This is a genomic window from Psychrobacter halotolerans, from assembly GCF_039680845.1.
Lineage (GTDB): Bacteria > Pseudomonadota > Gammaproteobacteria > Pseudomonadales > Moraxellaceae > Psychrobacter.
The window spans coordinates 49,432-70,210 of sequence record NZ_JBDKWD010000001.1; the positions used below are offsets into that span (position 1 = coordinate 49,432).

21 protein-coding genes are annotated in these 20,779 nt (G+C 44.5%); 2 read left to right on the forward strand and 19 right to left on the reverse strand.

Translation table 11 applies throughout. The annotated features are described in order from the left end of the window. Positions 1–36 precede the first annotated feature (36 nt). From AAJP47_RS00200 to madL, 12 genes are all read right to left on the reverse strand, one after another. The gene (locus AAJP47_RS00200; RefSeq protein WP_346715899.1) at positions 37–1,284 is read right to left on the reverse strand and encodes a Zn-dependent hydrolase; all 1,248 of its coding nucleotides are present in this window, start codon (positions 1,282–1,284) and stop codon (positions 37–39) included. Between the two features lie 64 nt (positions 1,285–1,348). Beyond that, complete coding sequence (locus AAJP47_RS00205) at positions 1,349–2,410, reverse strand: histone deacetylase family protein (protein WP_346715900.1); 1,062 nt, start codon at positions 2,408–2,410, stop codon at positions 1,349–1,351. 664 nt (positions 2,411–3,074) lie between these two features. Next, positions 3,075–3,878: a sulfite exporter TauE/SafE family protein gene (locus tag AAJP47_RS00210; RefSeq protein WP_346716544.1), complete on the reverse strand. Its 804-nt coding sequence runs from the start codon at positions 3,876–3,878 to the stop codon at positions 3,075–3,077. Between the two features lie 44 nt (positions 3,879–3,922). Then, positions 3,923–4,843, reverse strand: coding sequence for a malonate decarboxylase subunit epsilon (mdcH, locus tag AAJP47_RS00215; RefSeq protein ID WP_346715901.1), 921 nt, complete (start codon positions 4,841–4,843; stop codon positions 3,923–3,925). Beyond that, positions 4,821–5,708 (reverse strand): triphosphoribosyl-dephospho-CoA synthase MdcB, encoded by an 888-nt coding sequence (gene mdcB, locus AAJP47_RS00220; protein WP_346715902.1) that lies wholly within the window; start codon positions 5,706–5,708, stop codon positions 4,821–4,823. Before mdcB ends, mdcH begins: the two co-directional genes overlap by 23 nt. Beyond that, a complete protein-coding gene (gene mdcG, locus AAJP47_RS00225; RefSeq protein WP_346715903.1) occupies positions 5,659–6,363 on the reverse strand; it encodes a malonate decarboxylase holo-[acyl-carrier-protein] synthase in 705 nt (234 codons plus the stop codon). The genes mdcB and mdcG overlap by 50 nt, the downstream gene beginning before the upstream one ends. A gap of 225 nt (positions 6,364–6,588) precedes the next feature. Then, positions 6,589–7,305 carry a biotin-independent malonate decarboxylase subunit gamma gene (mdcE, locus tag AAJP47_RS00230; protein WP_346715904.1) on the reverse strand — a complete coding sequence of 239 codons (717 nt, stop codon included), beginning with the start codon at positions 7,303–7,305 and terminating at the stop codon, positions 6,589–6,591. Positions 7,306–7,309: 4 nt separating this feature from the next. After that, on the reverse strand, positions 7,310–8,227 hold the full coding sequence (locus AAJP47_RS00235) for a biotin-independent malonate decarboxylase subunit beta (protein ID WP_346715905.1): 918 nt from the start codon (positions 8,225–8,227) through the stop codon (positions 7,310–7,312). Beyond that, entirely contained in the window at positions 8,220–8,537 is a 318-nt protein-coding gene (gene mdcC, locus AAJP47_RS00240) for a malonate decarboxylase acyl carrier protein (RefSeq protein WP_346715906.1), read from the reverse strand. The genes AAJP47_RS00235 and mdcC overlap by 8 nt, the downstream gene beginning before the upstream one ends. Positions 8,538–8,579: 42 nt before the next feature. Further along, complete coding sequence (gene mdcA, locus AAJP47_RS00245; protein ID WP_346715907.1) at positions 8,580–10,235, reverse strand: malonate decarboxylase subunit alpha; 1,656 nt, start codon at positions 10,233–10,235, stop codon at positions 8,580–8,582. 64 nt (positions 10,236–10,299) lie between these two features. After that, on the reverse strand, positions 10,300–11,058 hold the full coding sequence (gene madM / locus AAJP47_RS00250; RefSeq protein ID WP_346715908.1) for a malonate transporter subunit MadM: 759 nt from the start codon (positions 11,056–11,058) through the stop codon (positions 10,300–10,302). A 127-nt stretch (positions 11,059–11,185) separates the two neighbouring features. Then, positions 11,186–11,590: a malonate transporter subunit MadL gene (madL, locus tag AAJP47_RS00255; protein WP_346715909.1), complete on the reverse strand. Its 405-nt coding sequence runs from the start codon at positions 11,588–11,590 to the stop codon at positions 11,186–11,188. Positions 11,591–11,864: 274 nt separating this feature from the next. Between madL and AAJP47_RS00260 the strand changes: the two genes are divergently transcribed. Further along, positions 11,865–12,533, forward strand: coding sequence for a GntR family transcriptional regulator (locus AAJP47_RS00260; protein ID WP_346715910.1), 669 nt, complete (start codon positions 11,865–11,867; stop codon positions 12,531–12,533). Positions 12,534–12,732: 199 nt separating this feature from the next. On the opposite strand, the gene AAJP47_RS00265 is transcribed toward AAJP47_RS00260, so the two are convergent. Then, positions 12,733–13,365, reverse strand: coding sequence for a hypothetical protein (locus AAJP47_RS00265; protein WP_346715911.1), 633 nt, complete (start codon positions 13,363–13,365; stop codon positions 12,733–12,735). A 513-nt stretch (positions 13,366–13,878) separates the two neighbouring features. On the opposite strand from AAJP47_RS00265, the gene AAJP47_RS00270 reads away from it, so the two are divergent. Further along, on the forward strand, positions 13,879–15,078 hold the full coding sequence (locus AAJP47_RS00270) for a sugar transporter (RefSeq protein ID WP_346715912.1): 1,200 nt from the start codon (positions 13,879–13,881) through the stop codon (positions 15,076–15,078). Positions 15,079–15,399: 321 nt separating this feature from the next. Here AAJP47_RS00270 and arfB read toward each other — a convergent pair whose 3' ends face one another. The 6 genes from arfB to AAJP47_RS00300 form a co-directional block, all read right to left on the reverse strand. Beyond that, on the reverse strand, positions 15,400–15,813 hold the full coding sequence (gene arfB / locus AAJP47_RS00275; protein ID WP_346715913.1) for an alternative ribosome rescue aminoacyl-tRNA hydrolase ArfB: 414 nt from the start codon (positions 15,811–15,813) through the stop codon (positions 15,400–15,402). 49 nt (positions 15,814–15,862) lie between these two features. Then, positions 15,863–16,735 (reverse strand): HpcH/HpaI aldolase/citrate lyase family protein, encoded by an 873-nt coding sequence (locus AAJP47_RS00280; RefSeq protein WP_346715914.1) that lies wholly within the window; start codon positions 16,733–16,735, stop codon positions 15,863–15,865. Positions 16,736–17,051: 316 nt separating this feature from the next. After that, positions 17,052–17,813, reverse strand: a complete 762-nt coding sequence (locus AAJP47_RS00285) for an SDR family oxidoreductase (protein ID WP_497198663.1) — start codon at positions 17,811–17,813, stop codon at positions 17,052–17,054. A gap of 62 nt (positions 17,814–17,875) precedes the next feature. Then, the gene (locus AAJP47_RS00290; protein WP_346715915.1) at positions 17,876–18,658 is read right to left on the reverse strand and encodes an SDR family NAD(P)-dependent oxidoreductase; all 783 of its coding nucleotides are present in this window, start codon (positions 18,656–18,658) and stop codon (positions 17,876–17,878) included. A 3-nt stretch (positions 18,659–18,661) separates the two neighbouring features. After that, the gene (locus AAJP47_RS00295; RefSeq protein ID WP_346715916.1) at positions 18,662–18,787 is read right to left on the reverse strand and encodes a hypothetical protein; all 126 of its coding nucleotides are present in this window, start codon (positions 18,785–18,787) and stop codon (positions 18,662–18,664) included. Positions 18,788–18,809: 22 nt separating this feature from the next. Then, positions 18,810–20,615: an acyl-CoA dehydrogenase family protein gene (locus AAJP47_RS00300; protein ID WP_346715917.1), complete on the reverse strand. Its 1,806-nt coding sequence runs from the start codon at positions 20,613–20,615 to the stop codon at positions 18,810–18,812. Positions 20,616–20,779: the final 164 nt, after the last annotated feature.

Here is a 20,779-nt window from a genome sequence, read left to right on the forward strand (position 1 = left end):
TGAAATACCTATTGAATACCCTGCCCATGGTGCATATCAGTTTTCTATGATCGCTGTCTCTAACACCGCATGTAACAACACATTAGTGCCTGTGACCGCCCACTCAGAAGAAATCTCTTCATCTTCGTTATGCGATATACCGTCCACGCAAGGACACATAATCATTGCAGAAGGCGCTACATCTGCTATCCAAAAGGCATCATGTCCAGCACCAGAGCAAATATCAATATTCGAGTAACCCAACTTACTGGTTGCATCACGGATGATGTTTACTAATTTAGCATCAAAGGCTACAGGATTTTTGTGCCCTACTACCTCAATTGAGCAGCCCACATCAAGCTCCGATGATATTTGGTAAACCTTAGCTTTTATCTGATCATATAACTCATCAAATTTATCTTGCGCAGCTGCCCTGATATCTATGGTAAATACCACCTTGCTCGGAAGCACATTACGAGAGTTTGGAGAAACATCAATCTTACCAACTGACACTGCGGTATTGGGTTGATTGTCCATGATCAAATCATGGGTGACATGAATTATTTTAGCCATTGCTAAAGAAGCGTTTGACCTCATTGTCATGGGTGTCGAGCCAGTATGTGCAGCCTTACCTGTCAATGTCACTTCAAGAGCAGCCAGACCTTGACCATGCGTTACCACCCCTATTAACTTATCTTCTGCCTCTAAGATGGGGCCTTGTTCAATATGATATTCATAATAAGCATGTATTTTAGGCTCCCCTACGGGCATATCGCCGAGCCAGCCTGTGCGTATTAACTCATCTTTTATGCTAATGCCGTCTGGATCTTTGCAACGGTATGCGTATTCGAGATCATATTTTCCAGCATAGACGCCTGATGCAATCATGGACGGTGCAAAGCGTGAACCTTCTTCATTTGTCCAGTTTGCGATGACGATTGGATGTTTAGTTTTAATGTTATGCTCATTAAGTGAACGCACTACTTCTAATCCAGCTAAAACGCCCAAAATACCATCATATTTACCGCCCGTAGGCTGCGTATCGAGATGAGAACCTATCATGATGGGTAGTGCATTTGGATCAGTACTCGCTCTAAAGGCAAACATAGAGCCAAGTTCATCAATTTTTACCACCATATTTTCAGCTTCACACCAATTCTTGAAAAGGGTACGACCCTCACTATCCTCATCTGTTAGTGCCTGTCTATTGCTGCCACCAGCAATACCTGGACCAATCTTCGCCATATCCATCAAAGAATCCCATAAGCGACTCTCGTTGGCAGTGATATCAGTATTTTTAATCATGTTAGTCCAACCTTTATAGGTTCTAATCTCGTTAGGTAGCTTAATAAACAATCATTGACTACAGCTATTCATTATCGATGATTTTTTCTGCAGCAAACCCAGAGAGGAAAGCTTGTAAATTTTCATTAAGCTTTTCTATGCAATACCCTCCTTCGACCAGCACAATAATAGGTTTGTTTATTGCTTGAATTTTCTCTGCCAGAATTTTGAAGCCTTCGGTGCTAACATGGCATTTGGCTTGTGGATCATCTTTGTAAACGTCAAACCCTAAAACATGAACAACAACGTCTGGGTTAAAGAGTTTTACAGCTTCGATTGATCGATCGACGCAATGAAAAAAGCCAGATTCATCTGTACCGTGCGGCATCGGAAAATTAATGTTATATCCATAGCCCGCCCCTTCACCTCTTTCGTGCTCATGACCTGCGACTACTGGATAAAAATTGATAGGACTACCATGTACAGACGTGTATAACACATCATTACGGTCGTAGAATATTTCTTGAATACCTTGACCATGATGCATATCCGTATCTATGATGGCGATTTTTTTGAATTTTTGACGGAGATGCTCAGCGATGATTGCAGCATTATTTAAATAGCAAAAACCGCCAGCAGCGTTTTTACGCGCGTGATGACCAGCAGGTCTGGTTAGGCATATTTGCACATTTTTTTGATTGAGGTTTTGAGTGTTCTCATCATTCAATAAGGCCTCGGCTGCATTTAGTGCCGTTTGAGCCGACCAGTAAATAGACGTCCATGAGTGTTCACCAATAGGTGCACTACCATCCGCTTGATACTTAGCAGCTTTTGCCAAAATGCCTAGACCAGAATTATTGTGCGGCATATAAATGGTCGTCTGAACTTCCACGCCCATTTCCTCATCGACAGCCATCCACTCACTATAGGCGTTTTTTAAAAAATCCACATATCCCAAATCATGCACCGCTAGAATTGGCTCAATCCCTATATCTTTGGCAGTGATAACTGTTAAATCTAAAGCTTGTGGTGCTTTTAGAAGCTCAGTCAAACGCTCAGGTTTTTCCTGAGGCTCGCGCATCTTCCCTCGAGAGAAGTAGCTTTGTGGATGATGAAGCATTTGATTTTCGTGACTATATATTTTCATGCTGTACATTCCTTTGTTCGTGACTCATTTGGTTTTTACTTGCCAAGATCAATATTTATTATCTAACGCAAATTATGACTTGTAATAATGACAACCCATATTAAAAATATTAATTAAAATACAGATTAAAAAACTACTTTCACTCTATACACCGTATTTTCAGTCTTTATTTAATATATTAGGCACAATAGTTACAGTCAAACGATATAAAATAATAACACCTATAAGTATAGCTAATATCTAAAATATTATAGAATCACAAAGTTCAACGTTTATCATTTCAATTGACTGGCTAGTTCCATAGATTGCCAGGCCCAATAATGAATCGGAATTTGAGAGAGCAGCAATGAGAACTGCATAAGCAGGGAAGTAAAAGAACTAAAGAAAATGAAGGAGTTATATAGCGGATGGGTTTGCTTACGAGATATGGCGCTTAAAAACACAAGCTAACCAAAAATCTATCATTAATTTAAATAACGACAGCCAATATGGGAATGAATTCCATTAAGATATGATGGTTCGATACAGCGTTAATAAATATTTAAGATATACCTTACAAATACAGCACAGCCCTTGCACTCATTTAAATGCAAGGGCTCTGTACGTAATAGGATTGGATTAAAAATAAATTTGATTTTGCACTGACTGTACAATAAAAAGGCAATTAAAGTACGCCTATCCCGCTCAATAACAGCTGACTGCCTGCAAATAAGAGCAGTACGCCAAAGGCGCGTTTTAGCATCAAAGCAGGCAATTGATGAGCAAGCTTAGCACCGATTTTTGCGGTGATAAAGCTGGCAACAGAAATACATAAAAACCCAGTGATATGAACAAAACCAATCGTACCGTCTGGCAGATTGGTCATGTCTTTACCGAACCAAGCAAAACCTGCGGCACCTGCTAACGCAATAGGCAAGCCACAAGCCGCCGCCGTTCCTACAGACTGCTTCATAGGAAGACCGGCCCAGTTCAAAAACGGCACAGTCAAGCTGCCGCCACCAATACCGAAAATGGATGACGCCAATCCAATACCTGTACCTGCACCAAACTGGACACTCGGCGGGGTTAATGGCTTGTTTGGTTGCTCTTTATTCGAGAAGAACAGCATTTTTAGCGCAATCAGTAAGGCGCCCACACCGATAATGGCTTGTAGAGAATCGCCATCGATTTTATCGGCAACCCCTGCTCCTACCAGACTACCAATGACCAATCCCAATGCCATGTTACGCCAGATATCCCAGCGTACACCGCCGCGTTTATTGTGAGCGGTCAAAGAGCTGATTGAGGTTACAACGATGGTAGCAAGAGACGTACCGACAGCCAAGTGCGTGACGACTTCTGGTGAGAAGTGATAAGCGGTAAAAATCCATACCAAAACAGGCACAATAACCATGCCCCCGCCCACACCGAACAAACCTGCGCAAACACCCGCAAAGGCACCTGCAATTACAAACCACACGTATAACATCATTCAACTTGCCTTTTTTTGCTTGTCTTTGGTTGTGCCTACTTCTATTTGTTTTTCGAAATCCACTCGAGTAAGCCATCAACATGACGAAAGTCATCCCAACTTCGACAAGGTACATGAGGCATCAAATTATTGATCATTTTAGAGAGAGCATTGCCAGGACCCATCTCGATAATCATGCTTGGCTGATACTCTTGCATGGTTTCCATACAAGCATACCAGTCTAACGGATGGTCAATTTGACTCGAAAGAATGTGTAAGCCTTGACTGGAACGGTAGTATTTTATACCGTCTGTCGCACTAATAATAGGAATTTGCATCACCGACGAAGTCATCGAGTCGGTATAGGCACGGAATTTTTCAGCAGCGCTTTGCATCATCTGGGTATGTGAGGGAACAGAAACCTTCAGTAATTGAGTATGTCGTGCGCCAAGTGTCTTTGCCAGCTCTTTAGCTTTGCTTAGGCTATCTTGATACCCGCCAATGATAAATTGGTCTTCGCCAATTTTGATGGATAAATGCGTGTCCGTTTGTGAGAGAAGATTGTCAAGCTCACTATGATGCAATCCTTGTACTGCCAGCAAACCACTAGAATCCGAGACATTCTCTTCCATAAGCGTGGCTCGCGTGTGTACCAAGCTCAATCCTGCCGCAAAATCCATTTGCGCGCTACAACAGAACGCGTTGATTTCACCCAAAGAATAGCCAGCAAAGGCAATGGGTTTATCAATCAAATGGCGAAGCTGTTGCCAGCGCTGATACTGCAACGTATAAATAAAGGGCTGCGCAACGTCATTATTGAACAATGTCTCGCCAGCAAATGTAGGGTCGATCTCGCTCGCAAACAGCTCTGGTATCATACCTTTTAATAAAGATTGCTCATCAACGCTAATGCCATTCAGCACCTCTTCTATGTGCCGCTGACTTTGTAAACCTTGTCCACTAAATAGAAGGATTAAATTCATTTTCGACCTTATAAAAGAAAATCGTAACCGCGAGCAAGTCAGCACTGCCACCCGGACTCAGATTACGGTGAATGAAATAGCGATTGATCATCCTGACGGCTTGACGCCACTTAGGTTGATGGACACCGCCTGCCTGTAAGAACTGTTTTGCCATCGTTTGCGCGTTTCTTAAGTCACTCAAACCGCCGCGCCATACCAGATTGGTGTCCGATAAAGACGCAATCAGTGTCATTAAGGTTTGCATGGCCGCTTTTTCAAAGTCTTGCGTGCGATAAAGCGTCTCATAAAAACAAGGCAAGGCAATGTTTTGAATGATTTGAAAACCCGTCGACACCATTTCTATCGCGCCTGTCACGCCATACTTTTGATACATTTGCTGCCCATGACTGTCGGCTTTACGCTCAAGGCGCTGCGTTAGGTCATACTGCCAGTTTTTGACAATTTGCGCACAAATATTTTTCGTCGTGAGTGGCTCATTCCCCTGCAAGCATTTACCAATGGCGGCACTGGCAAAACCCAAATTAAAAATAGCGCCTTTATGCGTATTGATATTATTGGTGGCGTGGCGCATTTTTGTTTCTTGGCGAATGCCTGTGTTTTTTATATCATCGAAGTCTCTGTTATCGTAGCCAAAGGCACTGAGTGTCGCAAAATACCCTCGTAATGATTTGATACTGGCTATAAACGTATCATAACTCATATCCGTATGACTACCATTGCCTGACGGACAAACCAATCCCGGTTTGTTTTCAAGGTTTATCTCTTCGTATAACGCATCAAGAGCAAAATCATCGATTTGCTGCCAGATGGCTTGTTTAGAGGATAAGGCTTCGCTTGCGGGCGTTAATAAAACGTTCACACTCATTGGGTTTCCATCCTAGTAATACATCTATGGTTTGTAGCTCAACGTCATACAGCGTTTTGACAACCACCGTCGGTATATCAGATACCAAGGCATGAATCAGCTCATTAAATGACACGTCTTGATATCCGTTCACTCTGACTTCGCCATCGAGCCTTAAACCGACTTGAGACTGAGCAAAGTGTTTAAACGCTTCGATTGCGACTAAAACCTCAGCCACTCTATCCATATCATGGACAACGATTAAAATATCTAAGTCCGACATGGACGTGACAAAAGGTAGATTGGTAAAATACTGATTGGCAAAGGAGCCATAAGCGTAGAGATCAGCGCTCAAATCACGACACTGATTAATCAAAGCTTGCGTCTGTTTTTGAATAGTGCTAGGTAGACTAGGTATCAGTTTTTCAAGCGCCAATGGTGAAGTAATGACTTGGGGCGGCGCAGACAGCTTGAGCGCCAGTCTATATTTGCAGTGGTTTTCTATGTGGCTTGTTGCTACTTTTGATAGTTGCTGGGTAGTTTGGCGACAGACAGTAAAGGGCTGCTTGGCATCGATCATGTCATCTACCGCTTGAACCACCGATAAAGGCAGAGAAGCATTTAACAACGTAAACGCGTCTGTTGGTTGTAAGTAGACCAAGTCATGACGATGCATGCAAACCACCTATCTGTTTTCGTTTATTTATCTACTTATTTGATGATACATAGTTAATCCAACAAAAAAATGGTATAGACCGCCATCACGTTCTACTGGTATAAATTTTCCTTGCTGGCTGTTCACAACGTGACAGAGGCTGCGCAAAATTTACCCCATTAGAACCGGACTCTTTTTAAATTGGCTCGACTATATCCATATAAACTTCATTATGGACGAATCAATTTAAGCACTTAAAACCGCGTCTACTACTTCGTTGCATAGCAAGCGACCGTCTCTTTCTTTGGCAAGCTCGCGGCGACTGTCGGTCAAAAAGTCATCGAGGTGAGTCTGCTGTGACTCGATCACGTTTGCTACCAAATGCTCATCCAGATCGACCCAGATATCATCAACCGCGCCCATTTTGTAGAAGTTTTCGACACCCGGCGCAAAGATTGCTGACGTCTGTGATAACGACTGGAGCTTGTCCAGCGGTATCTTGGTCACTCTTGACATGGCATTTAGATCCATGACTTTGACTTGGCTAGACTGTAGCGCAAAGATTTGGTTTGCCATTAGACCGTAAGACAAGAAGCCGCCACTCACCGCCTCACCCAAGATAATTGCCAGATTGGGATGCTCGCTGCGTCTGAGCAAATCGACACAAGCGGCCAGATGCGCAAACGTTCTGTTTAAACACAGCAGCTCATCGGCTCGTGACGAATCCTGTCCCTGCGTATCGACAATAAAGACAACGGGCGTTTTTTTACCTTGAGCGATGACATCAAGCACAGCATTGGCAAGTGTGATAGCGATGGCTTGATTGATGGCTGCTGAATCCACCGTACCGATGATTTCGACCTTGCCTGCTTTGGTTTGTGCGCTGCCGCGTATGACCCAATTATCGATATTATAGTCAAGTTGATTGGGAAATAATTCGGCTAAAATAGTTTCAGTTTGCATGATATTATCCTTGTTTGATGGCTCTGACTTGCTCGGCGCTCAGCATAGAAATAGATTCAGGATCTTTGATGCCCATTTCTTCCCAGATGGCGATGCTGTCTTTTTCCCCAAACCATTGATCGTATTGTTGCTGCAAACCGTCTTGCTGCTGCTGCAAATAGGCCAAATCAAAATTGGCAACGGGCAACTGAATACCATCCACGATGGCTTGCGTGATCTCATCGATATCGTCTTCTACCAATACTTGTACGTGACCCAGCAGATAACGAGTTTTACCGCCCGTCACTCGCCATACCAACGCTCTGTCTTTAGAGTCAAACTCTTCCACGCCTTTGAGTGTCTCAATCACTTCTGGCCCTGACAGCGCCAATCGGCCTTCTTCGGTCATAATAATGTGGGTGCTCAAGCACGAGCAAATACCCATACCGCCAAATGCGCCATTGGTACCACCAATGACGGTGACAATAGGAATGCCTGCATTACGCACCTTGAGCATCGCGCGCATGATTTCGGAGATGGTGATGAGACCAGCATTGGCTTCGTGCAAACGCACGCCACCCGAATCCACAAAGAACACCACGGCTTTTGGCTTCTCTTCGAGTGCTTTGAGTAGCATACCGACGATTTTTGCGCCATGCATCTCGCCCACTGCACCGCCCATAAAGCGGCCTTCTTGTGCGATGATATAAACCGCATCGTCTTTTATTTTGGCTTTACCAATGATGACACCATCATCAAAGCTGCCGGTAATGTCTAATGAGGCCAGATTGGGACTGGTCGGCATGCTGCCGGGCTTGAGGATTTCGACAAAGCTGTTTTTATCCACCACACTATTGATTCGGTTGCGAGCCGTCTTTTCATAAAAGCTCTTTTGAATATTCGAGTGCGTCTCGTTTGAATGCTGTGAACTTGAACTAGTCATGTGCTTCCCCTTCCAAAATATTGATCGCTTGGCTTAGGCGTAAACTCACCACCGCTGGCGTGGCACCCATATCATTGATATCAAACTGTAAGCCACCCACGGCATAACGATCCGCAAATTCCTTTATCACCGCTTCCCAAATATGGTCGAAGCCCGTCACTGAGGTATTGATGACAAACTTACTGTGTTCGTTATCGTCCAAGGCCGAAACCAGTATCTCTAGGTTGCCTGAACCGACGACGCCGCAAATGACGTCTTTTGTTGTCACGTCCACAGGCTGTGATCTAAATGTATAATGAATTAAGTTCATAATTGTATCCTTAGCAGTGCTATTATTCTTTTTAAAACCCTGTTACCAGTTTCTAAAACGACTCGGCGGCGCATAAGTGCCATTTGACCATCTGACCAAATCTTTGACCGATTTTGCGGCCAATAAGTCTCTATTCGCTCTTGAGATGTCGATACCGAAGTCTTCTGGACGCTGGATGATGCCGCGCGCGCGCAATTCTTTCACTTTTTCGTGATCGCGCGCCATACCAATGGCGGTATAGCCTGCAACGCCGCGAATGGCTTGTTCGCGCTCTTCTGGCGTACGGCAGAGCAGTAGATTCGCGATGCCTTCTTCGGTCACAATGTGCGTCACATCATCGCCATAGATCATAATCGGCGGAAAATCACTGCCCATTTTTTCTTGCAATTGCCATGCATCCAGCTCTTCGACAAATACAGGATTCATGTTTTCGCGGAAAGTTTCGACCAGCTGCACCACGAGTTTACGCCCTTTAATCACGCGTCCATCGGTCGCCTCTTGCCCTGCTTTTAGATAGCCATAGCTAGAATGTCTGCGTCCATGCGGGTCTGAGCCCATGTTTGGCGCACCGCCAAATCCAGCGATACGGTCGACAGTCGCGGTTGAGCTATTGCCTTGTAAGTCGATTTGCAAAGTAGAACCAATGAATAAATCACACGCGTACAGTCCAGCTGTTTGACTAAATGCTCGATTCGAGCGCATGTTGCCATCACTGCCAGTGAAAAAGATATCAGGACGTTTTTCAATATAGTCATCCATGCCCACTTCTGAGCCAAAACTGTGAATGCTTTCAACAAAGCCGCTTTCGATAGCGGGAATCATGGTCGGATGCGGGTTAAGCGCCCAGTTTGTGCAGATCTTGCCTTTTAGGTTCAATTCTTCAGCATAAGTGGGCAATAAAAGCTCGATGGCTGCTGTGTTAAAACCAATACCATGATTCAAACGTTTGATCTGATAAGGCGCGTAAATACCTTTAATCACCATCATCGCCATTAGTATCTGCACATCGGTAATCTGAGCAGGATCACGCGTGAATAGCGGTTCGATATAATTGGGCTTGGGCGCGACAATCACAAAGTCGACCCAATCTGCGGGGATATCAACACGCGGCACGCCGTCTACCAATTCGTTGACCTGGGCAATCACAATCCCGCTCTTGAAGGCGGTCGCCTCTACAATCGCTGGCGTGTCTTCAGTATTGGGTCCAGTATATAAATTGCCATCAGCATCCGCAGAATGAGCGGTAATCAAACACACATTGGGCGTTAAATCGATAAAATATCGGCCATATAGCTCAAGATAAGTGTGAATGGAGCCAATGTGAATCTGCTGCTTTTGTACCAGCTTTGCCAATCTGAGCGCTTGCGGCCCGGCAAAAGAAAAATCGACTTGACTGGCAATGCCTTTTTCAAAGATATCGATATGACTGGGCAATGCCAAGACAGACTGCAAAATATGCAAGTTGTTCAACACGTCAGGATTACATTGAGAGAGACTCTCAGACAAAAAATCAGCCTGCTTTTGATTGTTACCTTCTATACAGACTTTATCTTCACGAGCAATGACGGTTTCGAGCAGCTCAACCACTCTGTCATTTGGAACCAGTTTTTTTAATCCCTTATTGGCAGCAGCATTGATCTTCGCTAGCCGCTTGGTTCTTTGTGTGTCCCATGTGGTTTCGTTTATGGTCGTGTTCATAAGATTCCCTCTTTCTATTTATAAAAAATCTGTTTAACAAAAGTCTTGTATGAAATGCTGGTCATCAAAAAAAGACATTTAAGGCTAAGAAGAATACGGATGGTGCTAATAATGCCCCTAGCCCTGTATAAAAAGTAGCGACCAAAGCACCGTATGGCACCAATCGCACATCAGTACTGGCCAAACCTGCGGCGACACCACTGGTCGTCCCTACCAAGCCGCCGAAAATCATGGCTGAGCGTGGACTTTTTAGATGCATAAACTTGGCAAGTAGCGGAGTTGAGACCATAAAAAAGACCGATTTGATCAAGCCGATAGCAATTGACAATGCAATCACATCAGAGCTTGCACCAACAGCAGTTCCTGTAATAGGCCCTACGATATAAGTCATCGCCCCTGCGCCAATCGTCGCCATCGAAGCCGCATCTTTATAACCGAGTAGCCATGCGATGGCAGCCCCCACAACGAATGGAATCAAAGCCCCCATTAACAAGGCAATAACGCCAATTTTTCCGGCACTTTTAATTTCTTTCACATCCACTTCAAAAGCGGTTGAGGCAATGGCCAAATCTCGAAACATCGAGCCACCTAGCAGCGCAAATCCAGAAAAAATGGCAATGTCAGAGATACCTTTCGACCCGTTGGTATAGAGACCGGCGAAATAAGCAGCAACCAAGCCTAAGGTAATAGCAATTGCAGAGGCTTGTAGTTTATTGTTGGTAAGATACTTGGACAGTATTTGTGAGAAAAACATCACAAGCCCAGTAATGGCCAAAGCGGTGACAAAACTGTTTTTCACCAATGATTCGATAATTAATTCCATTTAATTACTCCGTTATACACTTAATTTAGGCGATGATAGATTGTTTGTAAGATGACGTTGATTGTTGAAAATTCCTTTTACAACCACTGACTCTGCAAGAGTCAGCTTTGGCATAACTATTCAATGGTTATTCAATAATTATGCTTTTTTCATTATCATCCCATTCAAACGTATCATAGTCGTTAGATAACTTATTGAACCAACGAACAGCGAGCACCGTAATAACCAGTGAAACAGCGGAGACAAGCACAGCAACCATACCGCCAGACATAGCGGCGACAACGTTTTGACCAGCTGACATAGCAACAACGATGGGAATATACATGCCCGCCCAGTACAAAACACCAAACTGAGTGACTTGAGGAAGAAGATTTCTCTTGGCCAGTAATTCTTTACCAGTGATTAAGAGAATCATTGCGATGGCGACACCGCCGACATTGGCGTCTACGCCGAGTAGTGCGCCCAAAAGCTTGCCGATGAGATCGCCCAGTAGATAGCAAACTGCCAGTAAGGCAGTACCGTATATAATCATAATAACCCTCCTTGGTTATAGTGATAGCCTCTCAATAAACGTCCAGTTCGAGATAAGGCTATCTCAGTAAAAGTCATAGTAAGTAGATAGAGACAAGTCTGAAATTAGCACAACCGTTATTTTCTGACCCGAGCGACTACATAAACTGGGGCAAAACTGTCCTTTTAAAGTCATGCTTATACCTACCGACTTGCTATAATCTAAAACAATTTGTTCAAAAGCGCAACGAAATTGTATTTATTATCTCTATATTTTGTATACAAAAAGGGTTTTTATGAGTTTAATAGATGATCTACCTCTATTTTTGCAAATCAGCAAAAAGATAGAAGACGACATTATTTATGGACATTTTCCACCGGGTACCAAGCTAAACGAAGCCGAGCTTTGTGAAAGGTATAGTGTATCCAGAACCCCCATTCGCGAGGCTTTAAAGCTTTTATCATCTGAGGGATTGGTTGAGATTCGTCCACGCCGGGGCGCGATTGTACCGACGTTGGATGTGGTGACGCTTTGTGAGATGTTTGAAGTGATGGCACAGCTTGAAGGGATGTGCGGTCGATTGGCAGCGCGAAGAATCAATGAGGCGGAGAAAACGCAGCTGGTGGCTTTGCACGAGCTATGTGAGGCTTATCTATTGGAAGACAATCCCGAGGATTATTATGAGGCCAATCGCAAGTTTCATTTTTTTCTGTATCAGCTCAGCCACAATGGATTTTTGATAGAGCAAGCCAGCAATCTACACAATCGACTCCATCCCTACAGACGCCTGCAACTACGCGTTAGCAACCGGATGCGCCATTCATTTAAAGAACATCAAGAGATATTGGATGCCATCATCAATCATGATGAAGATTTGGCTGAGAATGTGTTAAAAGCCCATGTTTCCGTGCAAGGTCATAAGTTCACTGACTTAATTGCGTCCATGAATTTAAATGAGAATTAAAAAAACAATCATAAAGATCAAGCATTCTATAAAAGTGCTCTGTATAAAAACGAAAAAGCCTCACTATACAGCGAGGCTTTATTAGTACAGCGAGACTCTATTAGCATCCAGATTTTCGTCTTTGTCGCTAATTTTTACAATCAAATGCTTCATGAGTCATCTTACAAAGATATATGGACAAAGATGTTAGATACTGACGCTACACACTACTAGACTTTGGCAAGCCATACTCTACTCTCTCAACCGTCTCGTTTTTTTGTTCAGCAATCAGTCGATAGCCTTTGATAATACCCTCAAAGGGTAAATTGCCCTCATACTGTTGATAGTGCTCACCAATACTCTCTTTTGCAGTTAAATGGCGCTCTGTGTCATTTAATTCGGCAAACCCCTCTGGCAAATGCACGTCAGCCAAACGCTCAGCATTGCCACGAACCAGCCAATTGGCGTCTCCAAACTCAAACGCTACTTGTGCACGTAAGCGGTATGTGGGTACAGCACGGCAGCTATGCGCCACATCATATTTTATTTTGATGATATCCTCTGCAAATGGCTCATAAGGAATTTCAAGCACCAAAAACAGCTTGGCCAAAAACTCATCGGCCGTAAAGTATTTGTCACTATAGCTGCCATCTAGGCCAAGATGTTTGTGTGATAACACGTGACGCAGGCGATCAGAGGCAGGAATGGTATGTTTGAGCGGATAGCCCATGGCTTTGATGATGTCTTTTGAACACAGTTTGAGGGCGTCTATTTGGTTGACAGCATATTGCGCCAGCGGATGACGGGGATGGTAACGACGGATATATTTGGATTGGTTGACAGTGTACTTCATAGTATTGAACACCTTAGACTCCTGTGACTCCGACGAAAAAGTATGAAATAAGCCCACATAGGCGAATAAAATCAGGCACAAATGAGGTGTCGGAGTACAGGCTCATGCGCTTTACCAGAATTGTTTTATATCGTGCTGGAAGTTGCAAGGTTTGGACGTCGGCGTTAAATTACAATACTAGATTGCGATAACGAGTGGCGACCCAAAGCTGTTAAACCCACGATAGAGGACGTACTGATAATAGCACATCAGAGAGTAGAAAATAAATACTGACAAGGCTGCTCTTGTTAAAATTAATATGCTCACGTTCATATAAGAAGCGACAGCGTAACCCACCTTATCAAAAAACTACTTTAACTACTGTCAAGGGTTTGTTATCTTGCTCCGCTATTCTTATCTCTCTGCTTTCACTTTTAATTAACTATCTCCGCTTTCGCTTTTGACTACTCTGTCTTTAGCGTTGGCTTTTTATTTTTCTTTTTTAGCATTGACCGCTTATTTGTATTGGACCTTATGACACATAACCTTGAGGCGAGCGCCAATGCTCGCCGAACTCAGTATTTTCAAGTATTTTTGATGGGCGTCAGCGCGTTCATTATGAACACGACCGAATTTGTCCCCGTTGCCTTATTGAGTGATATTGCGCAAGACTTCTCTATTACAACAGCGGAGACGGGCTGGATGTTGACGCTGTACGCTTGGATCGTCGCTGCCATGTCATTGCCGCTGATGCTACTAACCAGCCAATTTGAGCGCAAACGCTTGCTCTTGGGTTTGTTTGCTGTCTTTATCGCCAGCCACGTGTTATCTGTGTTTGCCTGGAGTTTTAATGTATTGCTCATCAGTCGCGTGGGCATTGCCTTATCACATGCGATATTTTGGTCAATCACAGCGGCGATTGCTATCCGCGTGGCACCTGAAGGCAAAAAGGCACTGGCGCTTAGTGTGCTGGCGACTGGTACATCACTGGCGATGGTACTTGGCGTACCATTGGGACGTCTTATCGGTCAATGGTTTGGCTGGCGCGCGACCTTTGGCGGTATTGGTGTGATCGCTCTTGTCGTATGTATCCTACAAGCAAGGCTTCTACCTACTTTGCCCAGTATGTTTGAAGGCTCTTTTAGAAAAATTCCAGAATTGCTCAAAAACCCTTTATTGGTCTGCCTGTATCTGCTCATTTTGCTTGTCTTTACAGCGCACTACACGGCTTATTCTTATATCGAGCCTTTCATGCGTCAAGTCGGCTCAATCAGTGAGAATTTAGCCACGTTTGTTCTGTTACTCTTTGGGGCAGCCGGTATCGCTGGTAGTGTGATATTTAGCCGCTGGGGCGACCGCTTTAATACGCGATTAATGCTGATATCAACGATACTGATGCTAGGATCGATGTTGACGTTGTTGTTTGCTGTGAGCTCAATTTGGGCACTTAGTATCATTGCCTTGCTATGGGGCGCAGCGCTTATGCTACTGATTATCTCCATGCAAGCCAAGGTGCTGATGGTAGATGTGACTGCGCAAGATATGCTGATGTCGATGTTTTCAGGGATTATCAATTTAGGAATTGGTGCTGGTGCTTTATTCGGTGGTTATGCGGTGACGCACATATCTTTATCAAGTGTGGGATATGTCGGCGCGGCTATCGCTGCTGTGGCATTACTTCTCATGTTATTTATGATCAAGCGCTTTCCTGAATTGGGCAAAAGGCTTGGCTAATTACACTTGAGTTGGTTGCGAACCGATTAAAACAGACAAAAAAATGCCAGCTCAGATGATGGGTTGGCATTTTTTATTTTCTCTTAAGGACAGTCAATCTAACCCAATGATACATTGAGTATATACAGTCAATTCTAAATACAATTAATTCTAAATAAAGCAGATACACAACGTCGAGACGCTCGACTGGAATACATTTTTCTGGCTTGCTGTGCCATTGCAGACAGAGGCTACAAAAAATGTATTCCAGTCGCGCTGCATCCTTTTTATACTGACCTGATTATGGCCACTTACCAACCAACTCTGCTCTTAATAATCAACTTAGTAATCCACTTTACCGCGTAATGCTTTGGTTTTGCCGCGCTGGGTTTTTTGATCCACGCGCTTGCGTTTGGCACTAAAGCTTGGCTTGGTTGGTCTGCGGGTTTTATTAACGTGGGTGGCTTTTAGAATAAGGCTACGCAAACGTTCCAGCGCATCGACTCTGTTCCTCTCTTGCGTGCGAAACTGCTGAGCTTTGATGACAAGTACGCCCTCTTTGGTCAGACGGTTGTCTTTGCTGTCCAATAGACGCTGCTTGTATTCATCGCTCAAGCTTGAAGCGCCAATATCGAACCGCAAATGAATGGCTGACGAGACTTTATTGACGTTTTGCCCGCCTGCTCCCTGCGCGCGTATGGCGCTGATATCGACTTCGTGGTCATTTAGACTAATGGTGTTGCTGATAAAAATCATAATGTGTGTTTATAATATATAAGTGGGGATGGTTTATGATAAAGCATTCTCAAGTCGTCTGCCACTGAGTCAATAACTGACGACAGCGTGCAATCACTGGCGCATCAACCATCTCACCGTCTATTTTGAAAACCGCCTGACCACTTCGCTCATACTCTGCCATTACATGCTTTGCAAATTGCAGCTCACATTCTGTCGGTCGCAAAGCTTGATGGACAATCGCCACTTGCTTGGGGTGAATACAGAGCATCCCTGACATGCCCATTTGTGACCACAATTGTACTCGGGCGCTCAATCCTGCCTCATTATTAAAATCAGGATAGACAGTGTCGATAGGCGGCGCAAGCTTGTGGACGGTTGATGTGAGAATCAACTGATAGCGAATTTGATTGGCAACAATGTCTGCCGCAGGTGTGCCGACTTGCACGCCAAGATCGTTGCAAAGATCCAAGAAGCCATAACTGAACGCCGCAAGACCAGTGGCCTTTGCCATGCTATCTATTTGATGCAAGCCTACGGCGCTTTCTACCAAGGCAATGACTGACAGTCCCGTATGCTGATGAATATGTTCAATATCGGCGGCTTGCTCCGCTTTGGCGAGTAATACGCCAGCGAGCTTAGGCAGCTTTTGACATAGCGCTATGTCGGCCAAAAACGCTTCAATCCCTGCTTGGTTAATACGTAGCCAAATCGGTTGGTAAGTTTGCTGCTCATTTTGCTCGTCATAGTAGTTTTTCAACGCCTCGCGAGCCTGCGCTTTGTCTGCTGGGGCAACCGCATCTTCTAAATCAACAATCACCGCCTGTGCCCCATTGGCAAAGGCTTTTGTTACGCGGTCGATCCGAGTCGCTGGCACAAATAACCATGTTTTATTTTCAACAGTCGTCTTTATTGATTCATTATTACTATTGGCTAAATCCATCCGTGACTCCCTATAAATCTGAAATACGTTAAAACGCGACAGCACTACTTGTATGAATTTTACTCGCTTGCTGTGCGCATGGTACTCTAGAGGCTTCGAAAAATTCATACAAGTAGTACTTAGATATTGATCTATCGATCCTACTCTGTATTGACTCAAAGATAGCTGAGTATGGAGCTTTTATTTAAGCATACCTTATTTTAGATATTTGCATCAAAAAACCGCCTAAGAAGATTCTCATGCGGTTTTTTTATTGTCACTATTGGAATTTATCAAGTCTTTATTTTTTAACGATTATGACAAAGCAACTAAGCAACTAAGCAAGCATACCGCCGTCTACTACCACGGTCGCGCCCGTGGTATAGCTTGACGCATCCGACACCAGATACAGTACGGTGCCCGCCATCTCATCAGGATCAGCGACGCGTCCCAATGGTATGGTGTGCAGCGCCATTTTTAAAATTTTATCATTGGTGGTCAGCGCTGAGGCAAACTTAGTGTCCGTCAAACCCGGTAACAATGCATTTACCCGAATGTTTAAGGGGCCACATTCTTTGGCAAAGGCTTTGGTCATGCTAATCACAGCCGCCTTGGTGATTGAGTAAATACCTTGCTTGTCTCCTGCAACCAAGCCGTTGACCGATGCCGTGTTCAAAATCACGCCGCCGCCCTGCTCGCGCATCATCTTGCCAGCTGCCGTTGACATAAAGAAATAACCGCGAATGTTGACCTCTACCGTCTTATCAAAAGCCGCCAAATCCGTATCTAAAATATGACCATAATATGGGTTTGCCGCCGCATTATTTACAAGAATGTCAATTTGCCCAAATTCACTTTTGATGTGCGCAAAAACAGCTTCGATTTGATCCATGTCGCCGACGTGACAGGCAAATGCACTGGCCTTATAACCATCCGCGATGATGCTATCAGCAACCGTTTGGCAAGCGTCGATCTTGCGACTAGAAACAATAACGTGCGCGCCTCTTGAAGCCAGCAGACGGGCAATAGATTCACCAATACCGCGACTTGCGCCCGTTACCAATGCAATTTTACCTGTTAAATCAAATAAATCCCTCATGATATCTCCTTATATATATGTTCAAATGCTTTTGTAAAACCTTAGCAGAAACGTGTTTAATATTAAGCCAACATACCACCATCAAGCGTAAAGGCATGTCCATTCATAAAGCTGCTTTCATCGCTGGCAAGCCACGCAATCGCGCTCGCGACCTCTCTAACTTCACCCAAACGGCGCAGCGGGCTGGCTTTGATGGTCGCTTGTTGCGCGTGCTCACTCATATTGGCCATGGTGTTGCGTACCATCGGTGTATCGATAAAGCTTGGGCAGACGGCATTGAAGCGGATGTTCGCACGCGTATATTCGTGAGCCGCAGATTTGGTTAAGCCCATTACGCCATGTTTGGCCGCACTATAGGCCGATAATAAAGGCGCAGAACGCAGACCTGCAATGGAGGCCACATTGATTACGTGCCCACCGCCATTGGGCGCCATGCAAATAACGGCTGCACGCATACAACGCCAGACCCCTTTTAAATTAACAGCGATGTTACGATCAAAGTTTTCCTCAGTCAGCTCATGCATAGGCACGGGCTGATGGTCGATACCAGCGTTATTGATCACAACGTCAAGACCACCCAGCGTTTGCATCGCAAATTCAAATAATGCATCTACCTCAGCGCCGCTAGTCACATCGACTTTTTTAAAGACGATACTATTACCGGCGTCTTGAGCTTGCTGCGCCACGGTAGCGCCCATCTCTTCTGCCAAATCGCCAATCACCACTTTTGCGCCGCGACTTGCCAGCAGTAAGGCACTGGCCGCGCCGATACCAGAAGCGCCGCCCGTGATTAAAATACGTTTACCAGTTACGTCTGATGCAATTCCATTTTTATTTAATGTCATGATTTATTCCTCTACCTTGAGAACCAATTTATCGAAGTTTTCACTTTTAAAGAGCATCATCAATGTATCGGGGAACGTCTCAATCCCCTCAACGATGTGAGCTTTTACCTTTTCATTTCTAACCTTCATTGTTTATCTATAACTGTTATCTTTAGAACCACTCCGCTTGCATGTCTGTGCAAACTGAATTGTTGTTGGTCAAAATTGCGATATCGCGGTTGATTAATGGCAGCTCCCAATCGATAAAGTATTTTGCCGCTTGTATTTTGCCCTGATAGAAGTTCTGTTGCTCAGCGTCTTGTGTGTTGGCTAGCAACTGCTCGGCTTTGCTGGCTTGACGAATCCAAATCCAGCCGACTACGATTGAGGCAAAAATATTCATCAACGCCTGCGCATTACCCGTGAGCGTGATGGCCTTCTCTGTCTGTAAAATTTTGCTTAAATGCACCAACACTTCATGCAAATGCGCCATATAAGGGGTTAATTTACCAGCAAGTTTGGCGGTCTCTGGTGTGGTGATACTTTCTAAGTCTTGGGTAATTTCACGTTTTAAAATCTGGATGCCAAGCCCTTTGTTTTGCCACAGCTTACGAAATGACAAATCCAATGCTTGCACACCGTTTGTGCCTTCATGAATGGGATTTAGGCGATTGTCACGCCAGAACTGTTCAGCATGATACTCACGCGTATAGCCTGCCCCGCCCAATACTTGAATCGCCAAGTCGTTGGCTTTAGGGCCATACTCAGACGGCCATGCTTTTAGTACAGGCGTAAGTAAATCTAGCAATTCTGACAGCTCATTCTTTAGCGTCTCGTCCTCACAAGTATTGATGCGGTCGATCAGGTTGGAGCCGTACAAACACAACGACATGCCGCCCTCAGAATACGCTTTTTGTGCCAATAACATACGCTTGACATCGCCATGCTGAATAATAGCAGTGGCTGCATCTTCGGGTTTATTATTGGGTGCGATTCTGCCTTGCGTTCTGTCTTTGGCATAATCGAGCGAATATTGATAACCGCGATAACCAATCATCGCCGCGCCAAAGCCGACCGCAATACGCGCCTCATTCATCATTTTGAACATATAGCGCAACCCAAAATGCTCATCACCAATGAGATAACCATAACAGTCACCCTCATCACCGAAGCTCAATGCGGTTGAAGTTGCACCGCGGTAGCCAAGCTTATGAATAAGTCCTGTTAAATGCACATCGTTGCGCTCACCGATGGACGAATCATCATTTAATCGATATTTTGGCACCGCAAATAAAGAGATACCTTTGACGCCGCCTGGACCGCCCGGCACTTTGGCTAACACCAAATGAACGATGTTATCAGACAGCTCATGATCGCCGCCTGAGATATATATCTTGCTGCCTTTTATGCGATACGAGCCGTCTTCTTGTTTGACAGCGGTGGTTTTGATATCCGCCAACGACGAGCCAGCGTGCGGCTCTGTCAATGCCATCGTTCCAGTAAACTCACCCGTTAGCATGCGCGGCATAAAGGCAGCTTTGATCTCATCACTCGCAAAGTGCGAGATCACATTGATTGCTGCTGTGGTCAAAAATGGATAGGCTGTCGTAGATGGGTTGGCCGCCATAAAATAACCTGCCACAGCGGTCATGATGGTTTCAGGTAACTGCATACCGCCATCTTCAAAGCGGTAGCGACCAGCGATAAAACCGGATTCGCGAAAAGCATCAAATGCCACTTTTACATCGTCTATCATGCTCACTTTTTTGCCATCGAACTGCGGCTCATTTTTATCCGCCACGTGGTTGTGAGGCAAAAATAGATCGGTGGCGATTTTTTCGGCGGTGTCTAATACTGCATCAAATGTCTCGCGGCTGTGCTCTGAAAATTTGGGCTGGGCAGTCAACGTATCCGTACCCAGTACATCATATAATTGGAATGGTAATTCAAAATCGTTGATGAGTTTGTCTGCTGCCATATTATTCTCGCTAACAAATGAATGAGGTATCACTAGATAGTAAGCTAATTTCACCCGTTGCCGTATTGTCATTTATGACATAATTATGGTCAAATAGGACATATTATCGAGACTAAATAAGACAGATACCAGACATTATGGCGCAAGACGGGTACAAATTTTTC